Source organism: Streptomyces sp. NPDC002868 (assembly GCF_055563295.1).
In genome coordinates this window covers 459,409-481,308 of sequence record NZ_JBVHDR010000004.1, presented here as the reverse complement: position 1 = coordinate 481,308, position 21,900 = coordinate 459,409, and the positions used below count along the sequence as shown (strand labels likewise).

Below are 21,900 nucleotides of genomic sequence, written 5' to 3'. Positions count from 1 at the left end.
CGCGTCCCACACGCCTATGCTCGGCCCATGCCCGAAGCCGCCCCCGAGATCCCCACCCGCCTGCTCGTGCATGCCATGGTCCGCGAGGATGGCACCGTCGACGCCGGCGAGCTCTACACCATCGCGGGCACCCTGGGAATGAGCGACCAGCAGGTACGTCTGTGCATCAAACGACTCGTTGCCGAAGGCCGCTTCACCCACGAAGGCCGCGGCCGCAAAGCCCTGCTGCGTGCCACCGCCGACGTCATGGGATCCCTTGCGCCAAACGTCGACTACGTCCGCTACGCGTACCAACAGGACCGTGGTCACGCCCCCTGGGACGGCATCTGGCACCTCTTCGCGTTCGCCATCCCGGAATCAGCCAGAGCCGCCCGCGACATCCTGCGCGACACCCTCCTCAAGCTCGGCGCAGCCGCCGTCCAGGGCGGCCTGTACGTCAGCCCCAACCCCATCGAGAAACACGTCGAGGCCCAGGCGCGGCACCTCGGCGTCCTGGATGCCGTCACCTTCCTCACCAGCAGCGACCTGCGCACAGGCGAACACCGCGCCCCCACTGACCTGGCATCCGAACTCTGGCCCCTGGCAGAGATCGCCGACCGTTACGACCGGCTGGCCGTACTCGCCCAGGCCCGACTCGACCAACTCGAGGACACCGCAAGCCCGACCGAAACCGAACGGCTGACCATCGCCATCGAACTCGCAGCCGAGTTCACCCGCGCCATGGAACCTGACCCCCTCCTCCCGCCCGAGCTCCTCCCTCAGCCCTGGACCGGCACACACGCCCGCCACCTCGCGGCCCGCTGCTGGGCCCAGCTCCTCGAGTACCCAACAGTCGCGGTGGCGGACAACCATCCACGACCGCGCCTCTTCAGTCTGTACGCCGACGTCATCCACCACGGAGCACATCAAGCACGCTGAGCCTCTGCGGTTCCGTCAGGCCCGTATGGCGTAGAGGTAGCCATCGTCGCAGGTGACGAAGACCGCTCCGGCAGCCGCGACTGGATCCGAGGGGTTGCCTTCCAGTTCGAGCGACCAGCGCTTGCGGCCGGTGCCGGCGTTGACGGCGTAGAGCGTGTTGCTGCCGGACGCGTAGACGGTGCCGTCCCGCACGGCCGGCGCCGCGCTGGTCCCCGAGTTGGTCTCGGAGTTGTGCATGGGGAACGCCCAGCGCTTCCGGCCCGTCGCCGCGTCCAGTGCGAACAGCTCAAGGTCGTACGCGACATAGACAACGCCACCGGACACGACCGGCGAGTAGTCCGTGACCTGGGCCGCCCACCGCCAACGCCGTTTCCCGGTCTTGGCGTCGACGGCGTGGAGGTTGCCGTCGCGGCTGCCGATGTAAACGACGCCGTCGGCCACGGCGGGCGAGGAGACGAGGTCGCTTCCGGTCGGGTAGCTCCAGCGGAGGCTGCCCGACCCGGCGTCCACGGCGTAGAGGGAATTGTCCATACTGCCCACGTAGACGGTGTCCCCCGACACCGTCGGCGTGGAGTCGAGGGCGTACCCGGCGGTGAATTTCCAGCGCTGCTTTCCGGACTGCGCACCGCCGGTGATCGGCCGTCACACGTCGGCCGTCGGTCCGAGGGCTCCCGCGTCAGTCTCCGCACAGTCGGCCCGTCGAGCACCAACAGCCGCTCCGGGACGACATTGTCTGCGAGATCTGCCGCTTTGACGAGCCGGCTCCGGGCACGGCGAGACTACGCCGTGCGTACGGCTGCTGGTTCCTTGCCCGCGCGCTTGGTCATGGCAGGTACGACGTCCTTCGTCCACTGCGGACACGAGGCAGGCAGGCCGGTCGGTAAACCGCGGTCGACGTGGCTTCGACCATGCGCAAGCTGTGGGCCCGGTGTGCTCCGCAGCCGGCCCCGCGGTTCCCGACGGGGCCGCCGGTCCGGTCAGCTCGTCACAGTCACTGTGGTTGCCACGGTGATCGCCACCATCGCCGCCTGCATGTTGCGGATAGCGGTCCGGACGCTCTCCCCCGCCCATTGGCCGTCCGCGATCTCCTCCATCCGCGGCGAGACCTCCTTGCGCGACTTGTCGGGGAAGGCGAGGCGGTGCAGCTTCGCGGCGTGGATCAGGGCGATCAGGCCGGCCGAGCGGTCGTCCGGGTCGGCATTGTGCAGGACCAGTGCGGCAAGCCGGGCGCGTAGCTCGCGCTCGGTCGTCCCGTCCGCCTCGGGAAAGCGGCGCACCGGGAACACACCCAGCACCTTGCGCTGTTCCTCGCCCACCAGGCCGCGTTCGCGCAGGCTGTTGATCGTGGCGCTGACAGCCTTGCCGTGGTCCCTCGCCAGCCAGTCCGTGACCTTGGGCGGCCTGCTCTTCTTGGATGCCCAGGCATCAATCAGCTTGAGCCGGTCGTCAAGCAGCCCCACGCCGGTGGGCGTCGTGTCGGTCACTGTCACCCGCCCGCGGTCCACCGAGACGCGACCGGCCATGACGAGTTCGAGCACGATCCCACCCGCGACTGCCCAACCGGCAGACTGCCGCTCTTTCGCTACTCCGGACTCGTCGTCCAGCGAGAGCAACATGATTTCCTCGCCCAGCGTGACCGTCATGCGCCGGTTCCCCCTTCACTCTTACCCGTGATCATTCGGACGTCTGAAACGTGCCGCCAGTTCCCGAGTTGAGCCGAAGAGCGTCACTGCGCGCAACGATCACGGGCATCTGTGCGAGGCGTACGAAATGGTCGGGGACGACCAGTGGGCCGACAACACCGACTCCCTCGCGCAGGGCCTGGGGGGCCTTCATGGGCGGCGGAATGCGGTTGATTTGCCCGATGCTCAAGCTCTTGTCGCAGCCCCCGTGACCTGGTTGTGTACCGCGGACGATCTCGAACAGGACCGCCGACGGGCTGCGCGTTCCGCTGTGGGTACGAGGGCGACGATGGGAGCCGTGGCACCAGTGACAGGGCAGAAAGTACGAGGCACTCTGCCTCAGGGACTTGGTGACGCGATACGCGACACGGCCGAGGAGATCGCCGCGCTGCTGCGCGGCGTTGCCGACACAGGTGTTCCGGTACCCGGGTCGGAGTGGAGCGTCGGGGCTGCGGCAGCGCATCTGGCGCAGGCCAATGAGCTGATGGCCGACATCGCGGCAGGACATGAGCGCAGCCACGGGGACGGCACCCCCCAGAGCCTGGCCACGGCCAACGAGCGTGCGCTCGCCGAGTTCGACGAGCGCGAGGCCGATCCGCTGGCCGGGATGATCGTGACGCAGGCCGCCGCTTTCCTCAGGGCAGTGGACCAGCGCCCGCTGGAGGGGACAGTGGTCACCCCGCTGGGCCCGATGAACCAGGCCGAACTGGGCTCGTATCTGCTGACGCACATGCTCGGCCACGGCTACGACCTCGCCCGCGCGCTGGGCCGTCCGCACATGATCGACCGCGCCCGGGTCGAGCTGACCCTGCCCTTCCTGATCACGGCCATGCCACGGGTGGTCGACACCGCTGCCACCGCTGGGCTGACCGCCCTCTACACGATCCGCCTGTGGGGCGGCGCCCGCTTCGGCGTCACCTTCAACAACGGTGCTGTAGCGGTGAGTCCGCAGCCACCGGGCCGCCCGGAGTGCACCATCCTCACCGAGCCGGTCACCTTCCTGCTCATGGCGCTCGGCCGCTGCGACCCTGGGGCGCCATCGCCAGGGGTCGCGTCCTCGCCCGGGGCCGCAAGCCCTGGCTCGCTCCCCGCTTCCCGACGCTCTTCACGGCGCCCTGAACTCAACAGTCCTGAACTCAACAGTGCTGTTTGCAGCGTAGGAACGGCTCCTCCCCGGCCGACACACCGAGTCCGGGCGCACCCGCGTCCGGACTCGGTGACGCAGGGGAGTCGGTGCACCCCGTAGATGTTCATGTCGGTGCGCAGCGGCACCTCCTCGGGCGAGACAGCCAGGCGGAGGGTCGGGAACCGGGTGAACAGCGCGGGAAAGGCGACCCGCATCTCGACGCGTGCCATTTGCTGGCCCAGGCACTGATGGATGCCGTGGCCGAAGGCCAGATGCCCGATGGCCTTCCGGTGCAGGTCGATATCGGACCAGCACCAGCACGCTCCTGTGAGGGGGCCTGGACTCCCCGTCACCGCGCTGTGACGGAGCGGCGTGCCTGGCCTCACGGCGCGGCGCCGCCGGCTCCTCACGCGCGGCGCGGTGATCCCGTAGAGGTCCAGGGTGGCGTGGCACATCCATCGCCCAGTGACATCGGCCACATGGACTTTCGGCACTTAGGTCGCTGAATAGTAGTTGGCGCCTTGGCGACATAGTGACATTTGTCCGTCTTGGTGCAGACATGCCCGTCGCAGGGTTTGGCACCATTCGGCCCGCTCAGCCCTTTCGCCCGTTCATGGAGCGAGCAAGGACTTCTGACGGAGCAACAGAATTTTCCGGAACTCCAGAAGCCGGACCAGCACGCCTGTGCGCCCGTTACAAGAGCCGTCCGGTACTACGAAGCGAGGTAGTACTGGAGCTCATTGCCCTTCCCTGACTCCGCTTCTAAGAATGGCGGCCGCAAGGCGTCTCCGCAGCTCAGGCGCAGTTATCTGCGCTGAGTCGGCGATACCGGAGGCGCTCCGCGATTATCGAGCGAGGTCACGCATGAGGAAGCATCGCAGGAAGACGTACTACCGGCAGATAACCATCGCTGCCGTCGCCGTGGGAGCCGTGGCTGTGCCCTCTGCCGCCATGGCCTGCCTGGACACTCCGGAGAACGCGGGCCGTCAGTCCCACGGCCACTGGAAGAGTGCGAACTCCGAGCAGCGATGGACGGGTGGCCACTGGGGCCAGAAGCCGGCTGCGGGAGCGTCGCAGACGCCCGCTGCGTCTCCAAGCGCCCCGAAAACCACTACGCCCCCAAGCGCACCGAAGACCACCGCTTCTCCAAGCGCCCCGAAGACCACCGCTTCTCCAAGCGCCCCGAAGACCACCGCCCCGGCATCCGGGGCTGCGGCCAGCGTGTTGAAGCTCGTCAACAGCGAGCGCAGCAAGGCCGGATGCTCTCCGCTGACCTTGAATGCGAAGCTGACAAAGGCCGCTCAGGACCACAGCAAGGACATGGCATCCCATCGGAACATGTCCCACACGGGCTCCGACGGATCGTCTCCGGGCGATCGGATCACGCGTGCCGGTTACAGCTGGAGCACCTACGGCGAGAACGTCGCCTACGGCTACGCCACACCCGAGAGCGTCATGGCCGGCTGGATGGGCAGCCCCGGCCACAAGCGCAACATCCTCAACTGTGCGTTCAAGGAGATCGGCATCGGCCTCGCGCAGCCCGGCAATTACTGGACGCAGGACTTCGGAACGGCCCGATAGAGGCACAAGGATCCGCCCACCACTTGCCCCGGCTCACTTCTGCGGGGATGGCGCGCGTCCTCCACCGGATGAAAGGCCCCGACCGTCGCCAGTCGGGGCCTTCGTCATCGGTGCGTCACAAAAGCGGCGTATGAATGCGAACTGGCACCTTCACCTCGCCGGCGCAGACCTCACGACGGCCGGAGGGAGCGGCCCCCGGGAGTCCCTCAGCCGCCGCTCAAGGGAGTGTCCGGAGCCATATGGTTGGCGATCGAGATCAAGACCGCGGTGCTGGAATTGTCGTCGGCGTTGTTGCCGGTGCCCTGTGTCGCGACCGTCGCGATCGCGATCTTCTTGGAAGGCAGATAGGCGACCGTTGCCTGATAGCCGGCGAATGACGGATTCTGCAGGAGCCAGGTCTTCTGTACGAACACCCCAAGGGCGAAGGAGGCCGTCGGCGACACCTTGGAGACGGGTGTGATCTGTTCCTTGTACGACTCGGGCGTCAGCAACTTCCCTTCGCCCAACGCCGTCACGGACTTCCCCAGATCCTCCAATGTTCCCGTCATGATTGCTCCCGGTGCCAGCGTCCATGACGGATTCCAGTAGGTGGAGTCCTCGAATACGCCCCGTTCGTTGTCGAAGGCATGGAGCACCGGGTCGGCGATCTCGGCTGTGGACGGGTTTTCGGTCTGGGTCAGGCCGAGGGGCTTCAAGATTTCATTCCGCATCACTTCCGCCAGGGGCTTCTTCTCCACCTTCGAGATGATGTCACCCAGGATCACCCAATTGGCGTGCGAATAGACAAAACCCGCTCCCGGGGGTTTCACAAGGGGCTTGGAAACGGAGATCTTCACCCGTTCTTCCGCCGACCATTGACGGAACGGATTCTTGTAGAGTTCGGCCAAGAACTTAGGATCCCGGACGTAGTCCGAGTATCCGGAGGTGGCAGAGGCCAGCATCTTCAGAGTGATCTCGTCCGCGTGCGGAAGGTCGGGGCGCCACCGGGAAATCTTGTCGTCAAGCTCGACCTTGCCCTCGTCGACGAGCTTGAGCAATTCGGTCGTCAAATAGGGAATCGCAACCGACCCGATCCGGAAATGCATGTCCGTCGAAACAGGGACGCCCGTCATCGACTCTCCTGAAGCGACGGTCGAAATTCTTTTGCCGTCGACCCATACCCCTGCCATGGCTGCATTGAGTTTGTACGTCTTCAGGGAGTCTTCGACCTGCTTCTTGGTGAAGTCGGCGGTGTCGTCCGGAATGCACGTGCCGCCTTGAGAGATCTGGCCGGACGGACATGACTTCGCCGCGCTCTCGGCCTCCGTGAAGGCACAGCCCGCCGGCGAAGCGCCCAAGAGCAGTTGCAGGCACATGAGGGTGACCGTCTTGGGTCTACGCACGGTGGAGCCTCCATGCAGGTCGAATACCGCGATCCCCTATATCGCAATTGCGGACTTTGTCCGCATGCTAACCGTCGGCGTCAGCCGTCGCGCTTCAGACTGCGAGCGGCCCGAGCCCGCGTCTCCGTTGGGGGCGGCCAGGTCCGCCGCCGCGGCGACCGTGTTCCGGCGGCCGGCCAGGAGTTCCACGGACGCATCAAGTCCGGCCTTTTCCTGGCCGGTTATACCGTCGCCGGGGACACGGAGGACGACGTGGCCGCCAATATGGACAAGGTGGCGGCCTGGTTCTCCGGGCAGGCCAGACGGCGTTCCACCGAGTCCATGGGCGGCACACATTGAGCGCACAGAACCCGCTCGTCCCGATCAGCCCGCTCTCCGGCCCGTTCTCCGGCCCGCTGGTCGGCAATGACTGGCTCGCGCCCCGGCTGGGTGCGCCGGGGCTGGTGGTCCTCGACGCCTCCGTGGGCGCGCACCGCGGCGCGGCGCATGGGGTATCCCCTGCTCGAAGAGCTTGGGTAAGGATCCCGGGGGCACGGCCCTTCGACATCGACGGGGCGCTGTCCGACCATTCCAGCCCGCTGCCCCACACCATGCCCGGAGCCGGCCAATTCACGGAGGAGATGCGCTCCCTCGGCGTCGACGACGCCGACACCGTCGTCGTCTACGACGCCGCGGGAACCTATTCCAGCGCCCGGGCGTGGTGGATGCTGCGGGCGATGGGCTTCGACCGCGCCGCGGTGCTCGACGGTGGCCTGCCCGCCTGGGCCGCGGCCGGGCAGCCGCTGGAGGGCGGCGATCTCGTGGCCGCGTGGCCGCGCGGCGACTTCACCGCACGGCCACGCGCGGGGCTGGTCGTCGGGAGCGGCGAGGTGGTGGCGGCCCTGGCCGACCCGGCCTCGGCCGTCTTCGACGCCCGCTCCCGGGAACGGTTCTCCGGCGCGGCCCCCGAACCCCGCCCGGGGCTGCGCGGCGGCCACATGCCCAACGCGTTGAACCTGCCCTTCGGGGAGACCCAGCACGAGGGCCGGATGCGCCCCGCGCCGGAGCTGCGTGCCGCCTTCTCCGACCTCTCCGGGGGCCGGGAGAAGATGGTCTTCAGCTGCGGGTCGGGCGTCACCGCCTGCATCCTGGCCCTCGGCGCCGAACTGGCCGGGTATCGCGAGCTGTCCGTGTACGACGGATCCTGGAGCGAATGGGGGCTGCCCTCGGATCTGCCCGTCGTAACCGACGAAGCGGAGAGCGGGGGCCCGCTGCCGTGACGGCATCCCTCTCAGTACGTCGGTGCTGTTCGCCCTGATCGCGGTGGCGCCCACCAGGTCACCATGAAGCCCGTGCCACCAGGTTCAGGCCCGCAGCCGCGAGTGCTGGGGGGCCACATGAGTGCAACCACTGCGCCGTCCTGCGGAGCACCAAGCGAGCCTGTTTGGCCCGAGCCGCCCACGTCTATGGATCCTGTTGCTTGATTTCGGTCAATGGCCTTTCTGTCCGATGAGTCGTGGCCCGGGAGTCGTCCGAATCGGGCAGTCGGCGGTGGCACAAGGCCTGCGGCAGTGCCGATTGAGGCAAGGGAGTGATCAGCGCGATGTTGGTAGAGGTGGTGCAGACGGCGGAACTGTTCACCAACGCCATGGTGCGCCCTTCAAGCGCGCGAACACGGACCGAGTCGATTTCGCACTGGGGCCAGTCCACGTGGTCGTCCACACCGAGCTGCTCGAGGACAACGCGGTGGGGCTCATGCCACACCGGCGCGGCGGTTCAGTCGGTAAGGAAGCGCTGCAGCACATGCCGAAAGGCGCCGAAGACCGGCGGGAGTTGCCACCAGGCAATAGCCGGCCACGGAGCCACGGCCTGAAACAGAAACATCCCACCACGAACGATCACTCATAAAGCGCCTTCCGAAGGAGCCCCGAACCGATGCCCAGACGTTCTAGACGGCGTGTCGCCATGGCCATCGCCACCGCAAGCCTGATTGCAGCTGTTCCGCTGGTGGTCGCCGAGCCGGCGTTCGCACAGTACCCGCCGGCTCCCGGTGTTGTGATCGACGACGCCACCGTGGCCCCCGGTGATCCGATCAACTTCACCGCTACTGGCTTCCAGCCGGCCGAGCAGGTTGTCGCCAGCCTCGTCCCCGGCGCCGCCGCTGGAGCCGCGGCTGCGGCCGCACGTTCACTGAGGACATCGCCCTCGTCCGTCCAGCCCATTGCGGCGGCCACACCGAAGGGCGATGACTGCGATGACGGAGGAGACGGGGACACCGTTGTGCTCGGCACCTTCACCGCCGACGCCAACGGCATTGTGACTGGAACGGTCACCATCCCCGAGAGCGTCCCACCGGGCATCTACCTCTTCCAGCTCGTCGGCAGTACATCCGGAGTTACGGTGTCCGCGCGGGTGACCGTGACCGGTGACGCGAGCCCACCGCCCGGGGACTGTGACGGGAACGGACGGCCCGGCGACGGCGACGGCGACGACGACGACGACCACGGCCGGCCCGGCGACGGCGACGGCGACCATGGCCGCCCGGGTGACGGCGACGACGACCACGGCCGCCCGGGTGACGGTGACGGCGACGACGACCACGGCCGCCCCGGCAGCGGTAACGGCGACGACGACCACAGCCGCCCCGGCCACGGCAACGGATCCGGTCACGGCAATGGCTCCTCGGGGCTCGCGGACACCGGTTCCTCAGATGCACCGGTGGCGCTGCTCACCGCGGCAGGTGGTCTGGTGCTTCTCGGCGGCGCGTCACTGGTGATCGCCAGGCGCCGGCGCACTCGCACTGAACGCGGCTGAGCGGCCAACGATGCCGTGGACCATCCACAAACTCTCGGACAGCACCGTTCTGTCCCATCTCACCGGCCTGGTGCGACGGAACCACCGTCGTACCAGGCCGTTGATGTGGGCGGCGGCCGGCCTTCTCCTCGCCGGTTCGGGCTGGGTGCTCGTAACGGGCCTGTACGCCCGTAGCGAGCTGCTCGCGGCCCGACACGACCTGGAAACGCTGCGGAACACGGTGACGGCGCCCCCCTCGCCGGTCTCGACGGCTGGGGACACCACGGACCGCGGGGCGCGCACCGAAGCAGCGGCCCGTTCCGCTGCGGCGCGCGCGGCCCGGGCACATCGGCTCACCACCGGACCTGCGTGGTACGTGGCCGCGCATCTGCCCCGCCTCGGAGGCCCCCTCGAGACCTTCCGTGGTACGGCCAAGGCCGTCGACCGGCTGACCGGCGAGGTGCTGCCTGCCGTCGTACGCACCGTCGGCAACCTCACCGACGACGCAGGCGCCGGTGGCGGGCACCTGAACCTGTCCGAACTGCGCAGGGCCGCCCCGGCTCTGGAGCAGGCCTCACGCCAGGTGGCCGCAGCTCGCACGGAGGCCCACAGGTTGCCCCGCCGCACCTGGCTGCCCGCCGTGGACCGGGTCCGAGACCAACTCCTCAGCCGGCTGGACCGGATGGCGCCCGCTTTGGAGGACGCCGCCACCGGCGCCCGGCTCCTGCCGCCGATGCTGGGGGCGGACGGTCCGCGGCGTTACCTCCTGGTGTTCCAGAACCCCGCAGAGTCGCGTGGAACCGGTGGGATGCCCGGTGCCCATGCCGTACTGACGGCCGACCGGGGGGCGCTGGAGCTGACGCATTTCGGAAGCGACGCCGAGATGGTGGGCGCTCGCCCCGAGGTGGACCTCGGTTCCGAATTCGCCGCCATGTACGGACGTGGCGATGCGGTGAACACCTGGGCCAACTCCAACATGAGCCCGCACTTCCCCTACGCCGCGCGTATCTGGTCGGCCACCTGGCTCTACCAGAGCGGCGAGCGAGTCGACGGCGTACTCGCACTGGATCCGGCCGCGCTGGCCCGGCTGCTCGCAGCCTCCGGCCCGGCGCTCACAGCCGACGGAACGGTCGTCACCGCGGACAACGTGGTGGATCTCAGCGAGCGAACCAACTACGTGACGCACACGGACCAGGTCAAGCGCAAGGCCTATCTGCTGGACGTGGCCCGAGCCGCCGCCGGGCGGTTGCTGACCGCCGCCGAGGATCCCCAGCGGCGGCCCTCGCTGCTCCTCGGTCTGTACGAGTTGCTGGGCAACGGGCAGGTGACCGCCTGGAGCGCCCACGCGAAGGAGCAGCAGGAGCTGGAATCACGCCCGGTGGGCGGCTCCTTGCCGCGGCGTCCGGAGCCCTACGCCGGGCTGGTGGTCAACAATGCCGCCGGCACCAAGCTCGACTACTACCTCGACCGCACCCTGGACTGGTACCCCGGCCGCTGCACCGCCGACGGCCGCGAGGTCACCGTCAAGGCGGTCTTCTCCAACGGTGCACCGTCCGCAGGACTTCCCGCCTACGTCACCGATCGTCTCGACAAGCCGCCCTATCCGACGCGTCAGGGGGACAACCGCCTGCTGGTCTCCTACTTCGCGACCGGCGGGGCCCATCTGGTCAAGGCTGCCCTCGACGGGCGGCCCGCGCGCCTGACACCGGGTGTCGAGCGCGGCCATCCCGTGTACACGTTCGACGTCGAAGTGCCCGCGGGCAGCAGCCGGACGTTGACGCTGCATCTGCTGGAGCCCCCGGCCGACCACGGACCCTTCGTCTTCCACCAGCGGCTGCCACGCCCGCTGCGGGCCAGGGTGCACCCGTCCCCGGGCGGCTGCCCCGGAGCCTGAGCGAAGGCCCTGCCGGTCAGCCCAGCACTGCTGCCGCGATCCGTTCCACGGCTTCGGTGATACGGGCGGCGCACGCCCTTGCCTCTTGCTCGGACGCACCGTACGGATCGGCCAGGTCGTCGTCCCACGATCCCCCTTCGCCCACTCCTCTCCGTGCGGCGGCCCCTTTGGTCAGGGCCTCGGCCCGCTCTGCCGGGTCGGTCAGACCCGCCGCATCGTCCTCGTGCAGCAGCCGTGCGAACTCCCGCAGCGTGAAGGCGCGTCCGAGCCCATGCACCGGGCAGAGCCGTACCGCGGCCTCGCGGTGCTCTGTCGCGGCACCCAGAACCAGTGCCGCGCCGCTCACGAGGCCCGCGGTGAGCCTTCGAGCGGCGGCTCCGGTGGGTTCCCCGCCCATCTCGGTGAGCAGGGATGCGGCGACCGGGTCCATCGGTGTGCCGTTCACCGCGACGGTCCCCGCGCTCGACACCCGGAACTTGCCTGCAGCCGACGCCAGTCGGAAGGTCAGCAGACGTTCTGCCAGTGGCGAGCGATGCACGTTTCCGGTGCAGACGACGAGCACCGGGAACGGTTGAAGAGCGCGTCCCTGACGGCCCGTTGCCGGTGTCCGGGTCAGATCACTCATCACGAGTCACGCACGACGACGGAACACGGCGAACATCGTGTGCCCGTACTCGCGCCGGGACGCGAAGCGGCCATCGGCCACCAAGCGCGCATAGCGGCGCTGCGGCATGCGCAGCCGGGCGGTGGCCCTGCCCGCCCACTGCGCCACGCCTGGACCGGTCACCGGTCTCAGCATGGTCCGGACGGATCGTTGGCGTGATGCCCGCGCATGGGAAAGAGGCGGCGGCTCGTAGTCGACCAGGACGAGGTCCAGCCCGACGACCTGAGACACAGTCGTGAACTGCCGCGGACTCCATCTGGAGAGGTGATGCGGTGGGCAGTCCCTCGGCTCCAGGCCCTCACGGAACCGCTCCCGGTTGGGCACTGAGACAAGAACCTCACCGCCTGGCACCACAATCGTTGCCAGCGCCGAGAGAAAGCCGCGCACATCTGCGACATGTTCCAGTACCTGGAAGGCGCAGACGACGTCCGCCCGGTCGGGACAGGCCAGAGCGTCGGCACGGACGTCGGCATCGCTCACCTTGATGCCGGCCGCGCGCAGCAGATCCGCGGCTTGAGGGTTCTTCTCGAGCACCTCGGCGGAACTGCAGCGTGGAAGTACGGAGCGGAGGAAGGCGCCCTCGCCTGAACCCACTTCGACCACCCGCGCACCGTCCGGGATGCGCTGTTCAGCTTGGCCGAACTCCCAACGGAATTTCTCATACCTGATCCCGCCGGTGTACAGCTGGGAGTAGAAGCCGGAATCGCCTTCAAGCGTCGGGTCGAACCATTCCAGCTCGCAGCGCCCGCAGCGGCGGAGGGCGACGGGTCCGTTCCCGTACTTCGCGATGACATCGTCCGAAAACGACGTGGCCCACTTCTCCGCGTATGCCCGCCATACGTCGGAGAGGCGGATGTGCTGAAGCGTATCCGCGGATGTGGAACCACAGAGAGGGCAGCGATTCGGCGAAGAATCCAGCAACGAACAATCCTTTCGGGAGCGTGTCACGTACGGCGTCCACGAAATCGACGTGTCCCACCCCGCCGGAGGCCGTACATGAATGCCAGAGGAACAGCCAGTCCTATAACACACACTGCCAGCCATTTGCTCCACATCGTGGGCGTGAGGTGCGGGCTGTGCAGGGCGGCCACGGCAGCGATGACGGCGAGCCACACTTGGATTCGCATCATGGCCCTGGCCGGAGAGACAGGGAGGTAGAGCACGACCAGAATGATCAGCATGCATTCGAGCAGAGAACGCTGCCGGTAAAAGGCTCCGCCGAAGGTCGCGATATATGCGGCAGCATAGGCCGAGGCCCCCAGCACGGCGGCGCGGCCGACCCCCGCGGTGTCCGCCCATGCCCTGCGCAATGCGGTGGGACCAAGGGAAAGGGAGGCGATCCAGATGATGGTGCCCAGATAGAGCCAACGTTCCGGGACGGCGGTCTCCGGCCCGAACTCCCAGGGGAACGGCCCGAGCAGCAAGGTCACCAGGTACTGAGGATGATTCAGCAGGTTCTCTGAGCCGTACCCCCCGGCGAAGCCGAGACGGGTCCCGTCGCGGACCTCCAGACTGTCCACAAGACCGAAGAGCGTCATCAGGCGAGGAAGAATGAAGAGGGCGGCGGCCCCTACGACGATCAGGGAACCCGCCAGGTACTCGCGGCGGAATCTCACCCGGGCGAGCAGAGCAACCCCGAGAAAGAGCGCTGCCGCAGGTCTCAGGTACAGACATGCGTAGATGCTCAGCAGCGTGCTGACACAGGCAATCGAGAAGCGGGCACGCGTCTGTACGAGCAAGGACCACAGGACGAGGCTGGTGATCAGCCCGTCCTTCAGGCCCCAGGCATCCCACAGCAAGAGGGACGGACTCGCGCCCACCATCAGTCCGACGGCGGCGGCGCGCTTACGCCCCCGCCCGGACGTGAGAGCCAGTCCGTACGCGGCGACCGCGCCGGTGGCCGCGAAAAGAGCCAGAACCGTCTTGGCGGCCAGCCACCCACCACCGGTCAGAAGCCTGCACAGCGCCATGATCGCCGGGTAGCCCCACACCGCAGAACCGACCAGCCCTGAGAGACTGCGCGTTTCCAAGGGGCTCCCGTTGCGCCAAGCCACGGCAATCATGTTGCTGGCCGATTCATAGCCTTGGGCATCCGGAAAGAGCGCGTCACCGTTGGTCTGCGAGTGAACGACCAGGACAACACCGACGTGGAGAACCGCCGCTGCCGCAAATACCGCGAGAGCGCCCCAGAGCGAACTGCGCCGCGGGCTTTCAGACTTGGAGGGATGAGTGCCGGCTGGTGTCCTGAGCACGGTCGATGCGCGCATGGTCAACCGGCCTCTTTCGATCTGTGCGCTTGGCGCATACCGGCCCCGTGGACTGCGGCCCACTCTTTGCATGTAAGCACGACCCGAGTACGAAAGCCCCGGTAATGCGAGTCGACCATGGGCCATGAGATTACAGGAGTGAGAAGTCCCTAGGCCGGGCTGACGTTCTGTGTCGCGATATGAGATAACGCTAGATGAACTCGAACGGCGAGAAGTGCGACGGAAGGCCTGTGAAATCTCCGGCTTTGTCGCGCAGTTGACAGCGCTCGCCCTCGGTTCAGAATTCCACAGGGCCCGGCGGCACGGAGGCGGCGCTGGAAGGCCGGCGGTCCAGCGTCCGATGGCGCGGTCAGGGGCCGCTGTCGATGGAACGCGAGACTGATGTCCTGTCCGGCATTCTACTTCGTTCCACGGACGACATAGAGCCCGCGAACGCGTTCGATCTCGAATTCGCTCAGGCGAAGGTCCCTGCACCAGCGTTCGAGTCGGCGCCGCGGCTGGGGCCGCTCGAATTGAGGCGAGAGCCAGTCGAAGGTGTCCAGGATCGACCAGGTCCGCAAGGTTTCGGTGTCGGTCAACCCGAGGTGGTGATGATTGGCGACGGGAACCAGCCGGGTCAGATAGTCGCCCACCCGTGGGACTGCGCTGAGGCGCATCGAAACTGGCAGTAGTCGTGGCGTGATGGATTGGACAACGCTGTAGAGCTTGCACGGAGGAATTCGCTTGGTGACGGGCCGCAGCAGTTGCCGTAGATGCGGATAGGCGACGATCGCTGCGTACACGTCGATGCAGAACTTTCCACCGGGACGCAGGTAACGGAAGATCGTCTTAAAGGTCCGCTCGACGTCAGGCGTGTGCTGGATGACCCCAAGGCAGACGAGGTAGTCGAACGACTCATCCACCAGGGGGAGGTCGTAAATGCTGGCCTGAAGTAGCCGCAGGTTGGCGAATCGTCCATTGGATGTGGCGTTGGCCTCCACCGCGTTGGAGATGTCGAAGGAGGTTACGGCGGCCCCGGTCTGGCAGAGCACCTCGGTGAAGCGTCCGGCGCCGCTTCCGCACTCAAGAACTTCGCGGCCCTGAAGTTCTTCAGCGGTCCAGCCGCTCTCCCTCAGTAGGCGATCTCTGGATACGGGGAGCCCCACATACGAGTCAAGCTGGGTAAGCCGATGCAAATTCCATTGATATCCGAACGATTTCCCATAGTTGTCCTCGGGAACGAACCGCGGGATCCCGTCACGCACCGGATAGGTCCGTCTACACCGTTCGCAGGTCAGTGTGGTCTCTCCGTGAAGCCGCGCACGGCAGTTCGGACACTGAAGCGTTTCGAACCAGCAACCGTCTCGGTTCTTCTCCGCGAGGCCGTCGGCCAATCTCCTGTGCATGCAGGACAAGCTAACTGATCGTTCGCTTTGGGGCGGGCAAGGACTCACGCGTCGTGTTCTTGCCGCATATTATGCGACGAGTTAGGCATGCAGCCGACTCATCAGATCCACCAATATGCATTTCAGCGGTGCTTCTCCAGGGTGAGTACAGCGGCTGTGGCTGACGTGAGCCAGTTGGGTCACACTGGCGCCGCCGCAGACAGCACCGAGCCCGCACCCGTCACGACAAACAACGCGGCCGCACCCCACCAGCTGTGACCTCATCACCACAAAGCGTTGCAGGACCAGCCCGCCATCCGGGCCTGACCACCATGCCGACGGTGCCGGTCAGAAGAGGTCACCGGTTCAGAGCACACCGCGATGTTTCCCGAAGGGAGGGGCGGGCGTTGCGCAGGCAGGCCGGGCTAAATGCCCGCATATGTGTGGTATGTATCTCGGGGCTTTGCGGTGGTCAGCCCGCGAGGCAGTGCACCGGCGAGTGGGAGCCGGCGATGTCGGCGGACGGTCATCCGACGGTGCAACACATGGGGAGCGTTTATGTGCGGTGTAGCTGGAATCGTGTCCACCAGCCCTCCCGATCCCGAACAGGTGCGCGTGATGTGCCGCCGCATCACCCATCGCGGGCCCGACGGAGAGGGCTACCACACCGATGCCCACGCGGCGCTGGGGATGCGGCGACTCGCCATCATCGATGTGGCCGGCGGAGGCCAGCCCGTCTACAACGAGGACCGCACCGTCGCGGCAGTCTTCAACGGCGAGATCTACAACTTCATGGAGTTGCGCGAGCAACTGGTCGCGCGCGGGCACCGATTCGCCACCGACGGCGACACCGAGGTACTCGTCCACCTGTACGAGGAACACGGCGAGGACCTTGTCAGCCACCTGCGGGGCATGTTCGCCTTCGCGATCTGGGACGCGGCGCGACGCCGACTGCTGCTTGCACGGGACCGGGTGGGCAAGAAGCCGCTGTACTACCGGCAGGCCGGGGACTCGCTGGCGTTCGCGTCGGAGCTGAAAGCTCTTGTGGCCGATCCGTCGGTGCCCCGTGAGCTGGACCCGGTGGCTCTGCATCACTATCTCACCTACCAGTACGTGCCCGCTCCCTGGTCGATCTATCGCGGCATTCACAAGCTGCCTCCCGGGCACCTTCTCGTCTGGGAACAGGGCAACGTGCGGCTGCGGCGCTACTGGAAGTTGGACTTCACCCCGCGGCCGGTGCACGGCGTGCGGGAGGCGGCTGAGCAGGTGCGGCAGTTGCTGCTGGACGCCACCCGGGTCCGCATGGTCAGCGAGCGGCCGCTGGGGGCGTTCCTGTCCGGCGGCATCGACTCCTCCGCGGTGGTGGCTGCCATGGCCCGGCTCAGCAATGGGCCCGTGAAAACCTTCTGCATCGGATTCGACGACCAGCGCTACGACGAGCGGTCCTATGCGGCGTCTGTCGCCCGCCGCTATGGAACCGACCACCACGAGTTTGTGGTGGTCGGTTCGGCTGCGCTGGAGATTCTGTCCACGGTGGCCCGGCATTTCGACGAGCCGTTCGCCGACTCCTCGGCCATTCCCTCCTTCTTCGTGGCAGAACTGAGCCGTCGGCATGTGACGGTGGCGCTCAATGGGGACGGGGGTGACGAGTGCTTCGGCGGCTACCAGCGCTATGCGTTCATGAAGCGGCTGGGACGGGTGCAGCCCCCACGCCAGCTGTGTGGTGTGCTGGGCCGCACCGGTTCCTCGCTGGTCGAGCGGGCGGATGCCGGATCGCGGCTACGCAAGGTCGGCCGGGCGCTGTGTCTGCTGAGCGAGACACCGCAGCGCCGCTATGCCAGCCTGATGTCCAATTTCACCGACAACGACAAAAACGCCCTGTACACCGAGGCCCTGCGTGAGCAGGTAGCCGGCGTGGACAGCTACGCGCTCATCGACCAGGCCTATGCCGACTCCTGCGCCGGCGACGAGATCAGCAGGTTCATGGACGTCGACGTCAATACCTACCTACCGGGCGACCTGCTGCCGAAGGTGGACATCACCACCATGGCCCAGTCTCTGGAAGCCCGTTCCCCGTTCCTCGATCACCATCTGATGGAGTGGGCCGTCGGCGTGCCCGGCCACTGGAAGGTGGACGGCCACGTGACCAAGGCTCTGTTGAAGGAGGCGATGACTCCGTGGCTGCCGGCCGACCTGCTCACCCGGCCGAAGGCCGGTTTCGCGGTGCCGCTGGCGGACTGGTTGCGCGGTGAACTGCGGCCGCTGGCCTTCGATCTGCTGACCGACCAGACCGCCCGCTCCCGTGGTCTGTTCCGGCCGGAGGTGGTGCAGCGGCTGCTGACCAGCCACGTCGATGGACGTGACCACTCCAGTCGGCTCTGGGCGCTGCTGCAGTTCGAACTGTGGCACCGCACCTGCGCAGACGAGCCGCGGCTCGCAACGGCTGTCGTGCCGGAGGGCGCCCCTGGTTGCCGTGGCTGACAGCGCACGGCAAGCACTGGGCGTGCTGGGAAGCCAGGTGGCATGCCTGGTGCTGTCGGGCATTACGAGCGCCGTCATCGCCCGATCGCTGCAGCCGGAGAGTCGTGGGGTCTACGCCCTGGCTGTGACCGTAGCCACCACCGCCACCATGCTGGGTCACCTGTCAGTGGAGAAGGCACAGTCGGCGTTGTGGACGGACACCGGGCACCGGCAGACGCTCGCCGACAACAGCGTTCCGCTCGCCCTCATGCTGGGAACGTTGAGCGGGCTCGCCGGCACAGCATGCGTGGCGGCGGTGGGCCCCGATGTGCTCCATCTGCCGGGGCTGTTCATCGTGGCGGTGGCATGCCTTGGAGTGCCACTGGGCATCGCGGTGAACTACGCCGGAAATATCGTTCTCCTGCGGGGGCGGTTGCGCGTGGCCAACCGTGCCGCGCTGGCCGGTTCGCTTGTCCAATGCGGCGCGCTGTTCGCGCTGGCTGCGGTGGACGGGCTGACGCCCATGTCAGTATTGATCGTCTGGGTCGCCGCCGGTGGGGTTCCGTTGCTGGTGTTCACCAGCGTGGGTGGTACCGCGGTGCGCCGCCCGGATCTTGGGCTGGTGCGCGCGACTCTGATCACCGGTGCCCGGTTCCACCTGGGTCCCGCGTCGATTTCCCTCCTGCTGTACGCAGACGTCTTTCTCCTGGGTGCCTTCACTGGCGCACGGGAAGTGGGCATCTACACGCTGGCGGTCACCGTGGCCGGGTACAGCCGCCTTTTGGCCGATGTTCTCTCGCAGGTCATGCTGAACCGCCAGTTCGCGTCCAGCGCCGCCGAATCTGCCGACGTCACCGTGCGGATCACACGGTTCGCAGTCGTGCTTGCCGTGGCCTCGGGGCTGGTCCTGGCGCTGGGCGCACCGGCGATTGTCACCGCCGTGTACGGCGCGGCGTATGCCGGTGTGGTTCCGCTCGTAGCGCTGCTGGCTCCCGGCGTGACCGCTCTTGGAGCGAGTCGGCTGCCGAGCGCCTACTTGCTGCGGTTGCGCCGTGCGCGGCTGGTTGTCGTGCCGTCCGTGATCGCCCTGGCCGTGAACATCGCACTCAACCTGCTGCTGATTCCTGTGTGGGGTGCTGCCGGGTGCGCGGTGGCCTCCTCGCTCACATATGTACTGCTGGCTGCCTTTCAGATGCGGCTGTTCAGCAGGACGACAGGCATCAGGTCAAGGAAACTGCTCCCTGTGCGTGCTGATCTCCTCGCACTCCTTGCCGCAGCGCGTCGCTGTGTGCCGCGCAGGCAAGCCGTGGTATCCACGCCGCCCGGATGACCGTCTTCGGCCCTCAGTGGCCGGCCGACGCCGCTCGGCCGTCACCCGGGCAACGGCGCGTCGCAATTGATACCAAAGAAATCGGCTGAGAGGCTGAACGAGCAGAAAACCGTGCCGTGTTCGCGAATTGCTGGCTGGATGGAGCTGGTATCGGTGCCTGGGGGCCGCGACATCAGTGCTGTGCCGATCGCCGGGACCGTCGCCCGTGACAACGAATTATCTCGCGTGTGCCTGATGGTTGGTTCATTGGGGCTGGGCGGTGCCGAAAAGCAAGCGGTGATACTCGCCCGCGGCCTGGCTGAACGGGGCATTGAGACCACATTGCTGCTTCTGTCCGAACGAGGACCGCGTGAAGCAGAGCTGTCCGGTTCCGGAGTGACCGTGGTGAACCTGGGATGGGGGGGACTCTCCCGACCGGGGCGCAATCTCTCAGGCGCCGTGACGAACACGGCGGTCGAAGTGAGAACGTTCGCTCGGCTCGTGGCACACCTGCGACGCACGCGTGCGCAGGTCGTCCACGCCTACTTGTTCCACTGTTACGTCGCGGCAGCCCCCGCAGCCCGCCTGGCGCGGGTTCCGGTGTGCGTGGCCGGGCGGCGCAGCCTGGGCACGTTCAAGGAGGGCCGCCGCGGCCAGCTGGCCGTGGAACGGATCGCAACCGGCATGACCGACTTCGTCGTGGCGAACGCGCATGCCGTCGCCGAGGATGCCCGGCGCCAGGAAGGCCTGCCACAGGACAAGATCGCCGTCATTCACAACGGAATGGAAGAGCGGGATTTCCAGACGGTCGCTCCGGCTGACCTGACCACGGACCTGCCAGTGGTGCTGTGCGTGGCCAACCTGCTTGTCTACAAGGGCCACCAATACCTGCTGAACGCCGTCGGCCGGATGCAGCAGCGGGGGCAGCGCTGCACTCTCGTGTTGATCGGTGAGGGTCCCCAGCGACCCCAACTGCAACAACAGGCCAGCCAGCTGGGCATCGACGTACGATTTCTGGGCCATCGCACTGATGTGGCCGCTTTCCTCGCTCGGGCGGACGTCGTCGTGCTGCCCTCCCTGCAGGAGGGCCTGAGCAACGCGGTCATGGAGGCCATGGCGGTCGGTCGGCCCGTGGTTGCCACCGCGGTGGGCGGAACACCGGAGTTGCTGCGCGACCGAGGTGTGCTGGTGCCCCCGGCAGACACCGAAGCTCTGGCGCAGGGCCTGCAATGGATGCTCACCGACCGCGCCGCCGCCGCACGACTGGGGAAGGCTGCCCGGCAGTGGGCCCTTGAGCACTTGAGTGCGGACACCATGGTGGAGCGGCACATCAGCCTGTACCGGAAGCTGCTGGAGCGCAGATCCGTCAGGTGAGCGCGGGGAACAGCCGGGCCGGAGCACCACTGCGGCGTTACACCCGGCGAGGTCGGCCGCCGCCCGTCTGCTGACGTCGGCGGCGCCGGCCCGGCCCGGCAGCACGGATCGAGCGCGGGCGCCTCAGCTCGTAACGCTGGTCCCCACCGCCGTCGCGCTGCGAGCCGCGGGTGGAGTCGGCGCGGTGCCCTGGTCGGCGATCGAGGCGAAGACGTACTCGTTGCAGCCCAGGCCCCCTCCGCAGGTCTTGAGATGACGCAGTTCCAGCCCGTGGCGCCGGCCCAGGCGGAACACCTCTTCCGGAGCGGCGACTTCGAAGGGATAGCCTCCGACCCAGTCGACGAGGTCGTATCGGGCGGACATACCGCGAGCGCGTCGAGCCTGGCCGCCGACGGGATGTCTCCCTGTCATGGCCGACTTCAGCAGGGTGACCGCTCGTCGGGGAGCGTTCAGGTACATCCCACTCCCGGCGACCAGCAAGCGCCGCGTCACTGGGCCGGAGGAGTTGTAGGTGCGCTTGACATGCCTCCACACGCGGCTGCTCAGGCCCTGATCGTTGTAGATCGACACATACAACAACCCCCCGGGGGCGACCAGTCGGCAGGCGGTGTCCAACGCTTCCCACAGGGCGCCGGTGTGGTGGAGCACTCCCCAGGAGTAGACGATGTCGAACTTTCCGAGGCGGGAAATGAAGGAGGAATCCAGCACCGAACCTTGTTCAACCCGCCAGTCGCTGTCGGGCGCGTACCGGGTGCGCAACTGCCTGGTGGTCTCCACCGCGTCGGGGTCGTAGTCGAAGGAGTGCACCTTCGCACCGAGTTGGAGTGCGGCCAGCGAGAACAGGCCGCTGCCGCAGCCGATGTCCAAGAAAGTGCGCCCGGCGAGGTCGCCGGTTCCCAAGGCCGCCACGAGGGACTCGCGAGCGGCAGCGATACGGTCCTCGTCGACCAGCCTGCTGAACTTCTGCCAGTTGCGGCCGAAGGCGAAGCGCTTGCCTTGCTCTACCTCGCTGGAGCAGTCGATCACCTCATGGTCTCCTTCCTCCTGGGAGCGCATGTACCGCGGATTCCGGCAAACGTGCGTACTGACGCGGTATATCAGACGCCG

17 protein-coding genes and 3 pseudogenes are annotated in these 21,900 nt (G+C 67.2%); 10 read left to right on the top strand and 10 right to left on the bottom strand.

Features of this window, described 5'->3' with window-relative positions:
• The first annotated feature begins 27 nt into the window (after positions 1 to 27).
• On the top strand, positions 28 to 918 hold the full coding sequence (locus ACZ3H8_RS16345) for a PaaX family transcriptional regulator C-terminal domain-containing protein (protein WP_467402140.1): 891 nt from the start codon (positions 28 to 30) through the stop codon (positions 916 to 918).
• A 15-nt stretch (positions 919 to 933) separates the two neighbouring features.
• On the opposite strand, the gene ACZ3H8_RS16340 is transcribed toward ACZ3H8_RS16345, so the two are convergent.
• Complete coding sequence (locus ACZ3H8_RS16340; RefSeq protein ID WP_467402317.1) at positions 934 to 1,554, bottom strand: outer membrane protein assembly factor BamB family protein; 621 nt, start codon at positions 1,552 to 1,554, stop codon at positions 934 to 936.
• Positions 1,555 to 1,895: 341 nt separating this feature from the next.
• Positions 1,896 to 2,561, bottom strand: a complete 666-nt coding sequence (locus tag ACZ3H8_RS16335; RefSeq protein WP_467402138.1) for a GOLPH3/VPS74 family protein — start codon at positions 2,559 to 2,561, stop codon at positions 1,896 to 1,898.
• A gap of 328 nt (positions 2,562 to 2,889) precedes the next feature.
• Here ACZ3H8_RS16335 and ACZ3H8_RS16330 point away from each other — a divergent pair.
• Positions 2,890 to 3,719 (top strand): annotated as a pseudogene (locus ACZ3H8_RS16330) (maleylpyruvate isomerase family mycothiol-dependent enzyme).
• A gap of 105 nt (positions 3,720 to 3,824) precedes the next feature.
• Here ACZ3H8_RS16330 and ACZ3H8_RS16325 read toward each other — a convergent pair.
• A pseudogene (locus ACZ3H8_RS16325) lies at positions 3,825 to 4,028 on the bottom strand (cytochrome P450); the annotation flags it as partial.
• A 562-nt stretch (positions 4,029 to 4,590) separates the two neighbouring features.
• Between ACZ3H8_RS16325 and ACZ3H8_RS16320 the strand changes: the two are divergent.
• On the top strand, positions 4,591 to 5,307 hold the full coding sequence (locus ACZ3H8_RS16320) for a CAP domain-containing protein (protein WP_467402136.1): 717 nt from the start codon (positions 4,591 to 4,593) through the stop codon (positions 5,305 to 5,307).
• Between the two features lie 206 nt (positions 5,308 to 5,513).
• Here ACZ3H8_RS16320 and ACZ3H8_RS16315 read toward each other — a convergent pair whose 3' ends face one another.
• A complete protein-coding gene (locus ACZ3H8_RS16315; protein WP_467402134.1) occupies positions 5,514 to 6,689 on the bottom strand; it encodes a serine hydrolase domain-containing protein in 1,176 nt (391 codons plus the stop codon).
• A 12-nt stretch (positions 6,690 to 6,701) separates the two neighbouring features.
• Here ACZ3H8_RS16315 and ACZ3H8_RS16310 point away from each other — a divergent pair, with 12 nt between their 5' ends.
• From ACZ3H8_RS16310 to ACZ3H8_RS16295, 4 genes are all read left to right on the top strand, one after another.
• Positions 6,702 to 7,028, top strand: coding sequence for a hypothetical protein (locus ACZ3H8_RS16310; protein ID WP_467402131.1), 327 nt, complete (start codon positions 6,702 to 6,704; stop codon positions 7,026 to 7,028).
• A complete protein-coding gene (locus ACZ3H8_RS16305; RefSeq protein ID WP_467402128.1) occupies positions 7,025 to 7,948 on the top strand; it encodes a sulfurtransferase in 924 nt (307 codons plus the stop codon). The genes ACZ3H8_RS16310 and ACZ3H8_RS16305 overlap by 4 nt, the downstream gene beginning before the upstream one ends.
• A 655-nt stretch (positions 7,949 to 8,603) precedes the next feature.
• Positions 8,604 to 9,482: an LPXTG cell wall anchor domain-containing protein gene (locus ACZ3H8_RS16300; RefSeq protein ID WP_467402125.1), complete on the top strand. Its 879-nt coding sequence runs from the start codon at positions 8,604 to 8,606 to the stop codon at positions 9,480 to 9,482.
• 10 nt (positions 9,483 to 9,492) lie between these two features.
• Positions 9,493 to 11,355 (top strand): DUF4012 domain-containing protein, encoded by a 1,863-nt coding sequence (locus ACZ3H8_RS16295; RefSeq protein WP_467402123.1) that lies wholly within the window; start codon positions 9,493 to 9,495, stop codon positions 11,353 to 11,355.
• A 16-nt stretch (positions 11,356 to 11,371) separates the two neighbouring features.
• On the opposite strand, the gene ACZ3H8_RS16290 is transcribed toward ACZ3H8_RS16295, so the two are convergent.
• The 5 genes and pseudogenes from ACZ3H8_RS16290 to ACZ3H8_RS16270 all read right to left on the bottom strand — a co-directional run.
• Complete coding sequence (locus ACZ3H8_RS16290) at positions 11,372 to 11,980, bottom strand: arsenate reductase/protein-tyrosine-phosphatase family protein (protein WP_467402120.1); 609 nt, start codon at positions 11,978 to 11,980, stop codon at positions 11,372 to 11,374.
• A 6-nt stretch (positions 11,981 to 11,986) separates the two neighbouring features.
• Positions 11,987 to 12,940, bottom strand: a complete 954-nt coding sequence (locus ACZ3H8_RS16285; protein ID WP_467402118.1) for a class I SAM-dependent methyltransferase — start codon at positions 12,938 to 12,940, stop codon at positions 11,987 to 11,989.
• Between the two features lie 23 nt (positions 12,941 to 12,963).
• Positions 12,964 to 14,286 (bottom strand): hypothetical protein, encoded by a 1,323-nt coding sequence (locus ACZ3H8_RS16280; RefSeq protein WP_467402117.1) that lies wholly within the window; start codon positions 14,284 to 14,286, stop codon positions 12,964 to 12,966.
• Between the two features lie 398 nt (positions 14,287 to 14,684).
• Complete coding sequence (locus ACZ3H8_RS16275) at positions 14,685 to 15,530, bottom strand: class I SAM-dependent methyltransferase (protein ID WP_467402315.1); 846 nt, start codon at positions 15,528 to 15,530, stop codon at positions 14,685 to 14,687.
• Positions 15,531 to 15,671: pseudogene (locus tag ACZ3H8_RS16270) on the bottom strand (Trm112 family protein); the annotation flags it as partial.
• Between the two features lie 408 nt (positions 15,672 to 16,079).
• Here ACZ3H8_RS16270 and asnB point away from each other — a divergent pair.
• The 3 genes from asnB to ACZ3H8_RS16255 all read left to right on the top strand — a co-directional run bounded on the left by asnB (position 16,080) and on the right by ACZ3H8_RS16255 (position 20,793).
• Positions 16,080 to 18,131: an asparagine synthase (glutamine-hydrolyzing) gene (asnB, locus tag ACZ3H8_RS16265; RefSeq protein ID WP_467402114.1), complete on the top strand. Its 2,052-nt coding sequence runs from the start codon at positions 16,080 to 16,082 to the stop codon at positions 18,129 to 18,131.
• Positions 18,124 to 19,440: a lipopolysaccharide biosynthesis protein gene (locus ACZ3H8_RS16260; RefSeq protein WP_467402112.1), complete on the top strand. Its 1,317-nt coding sequence runs from the start codon at positions 18,124 to 18,126 to the stop codon at positions 19,438 to 19,440. The genes asnB and ACZ3H8_RS16260 overlap by 8 nt, the downstream gene beginning before the upstream one ends.
• A gap of 138 nt (positions 19,441 to 19,578) precedes the next feature.
• Positions 19,579 to 20,793: a glycosyltransferase gene (locus ACZ3H8_RS16255; RefSeq protein WP_467402111.1), complete on the top strand. Its 1,215-nt coding sequence runs from the start codon at positions 19,579 to 19,581 to the stop codon at positions 20,791 to 20,793.
• A gap of 123 nt (positions 20,794 to 20,916) precedes the next feature.
• Here ACZ3H8_RS16255 and ACZ3H8_RS16250 read toward each other — a convergent pair whose 3' ends face one another.
• Positions 20,917 to 21,819 (bottom strand): class I SAM-dependent methyltransferase, encoded by a 903-nt coding sequence (locus tag ACZ3H8_RS16250; protein ID WP_467402108.1) that lies wholly within the window; start codon positions 21,817 to 21,819, stop codon positions 20,917 to 20,919.
• Positions 21,820 to 21,900: the final 81 nt, after the last annotated feature.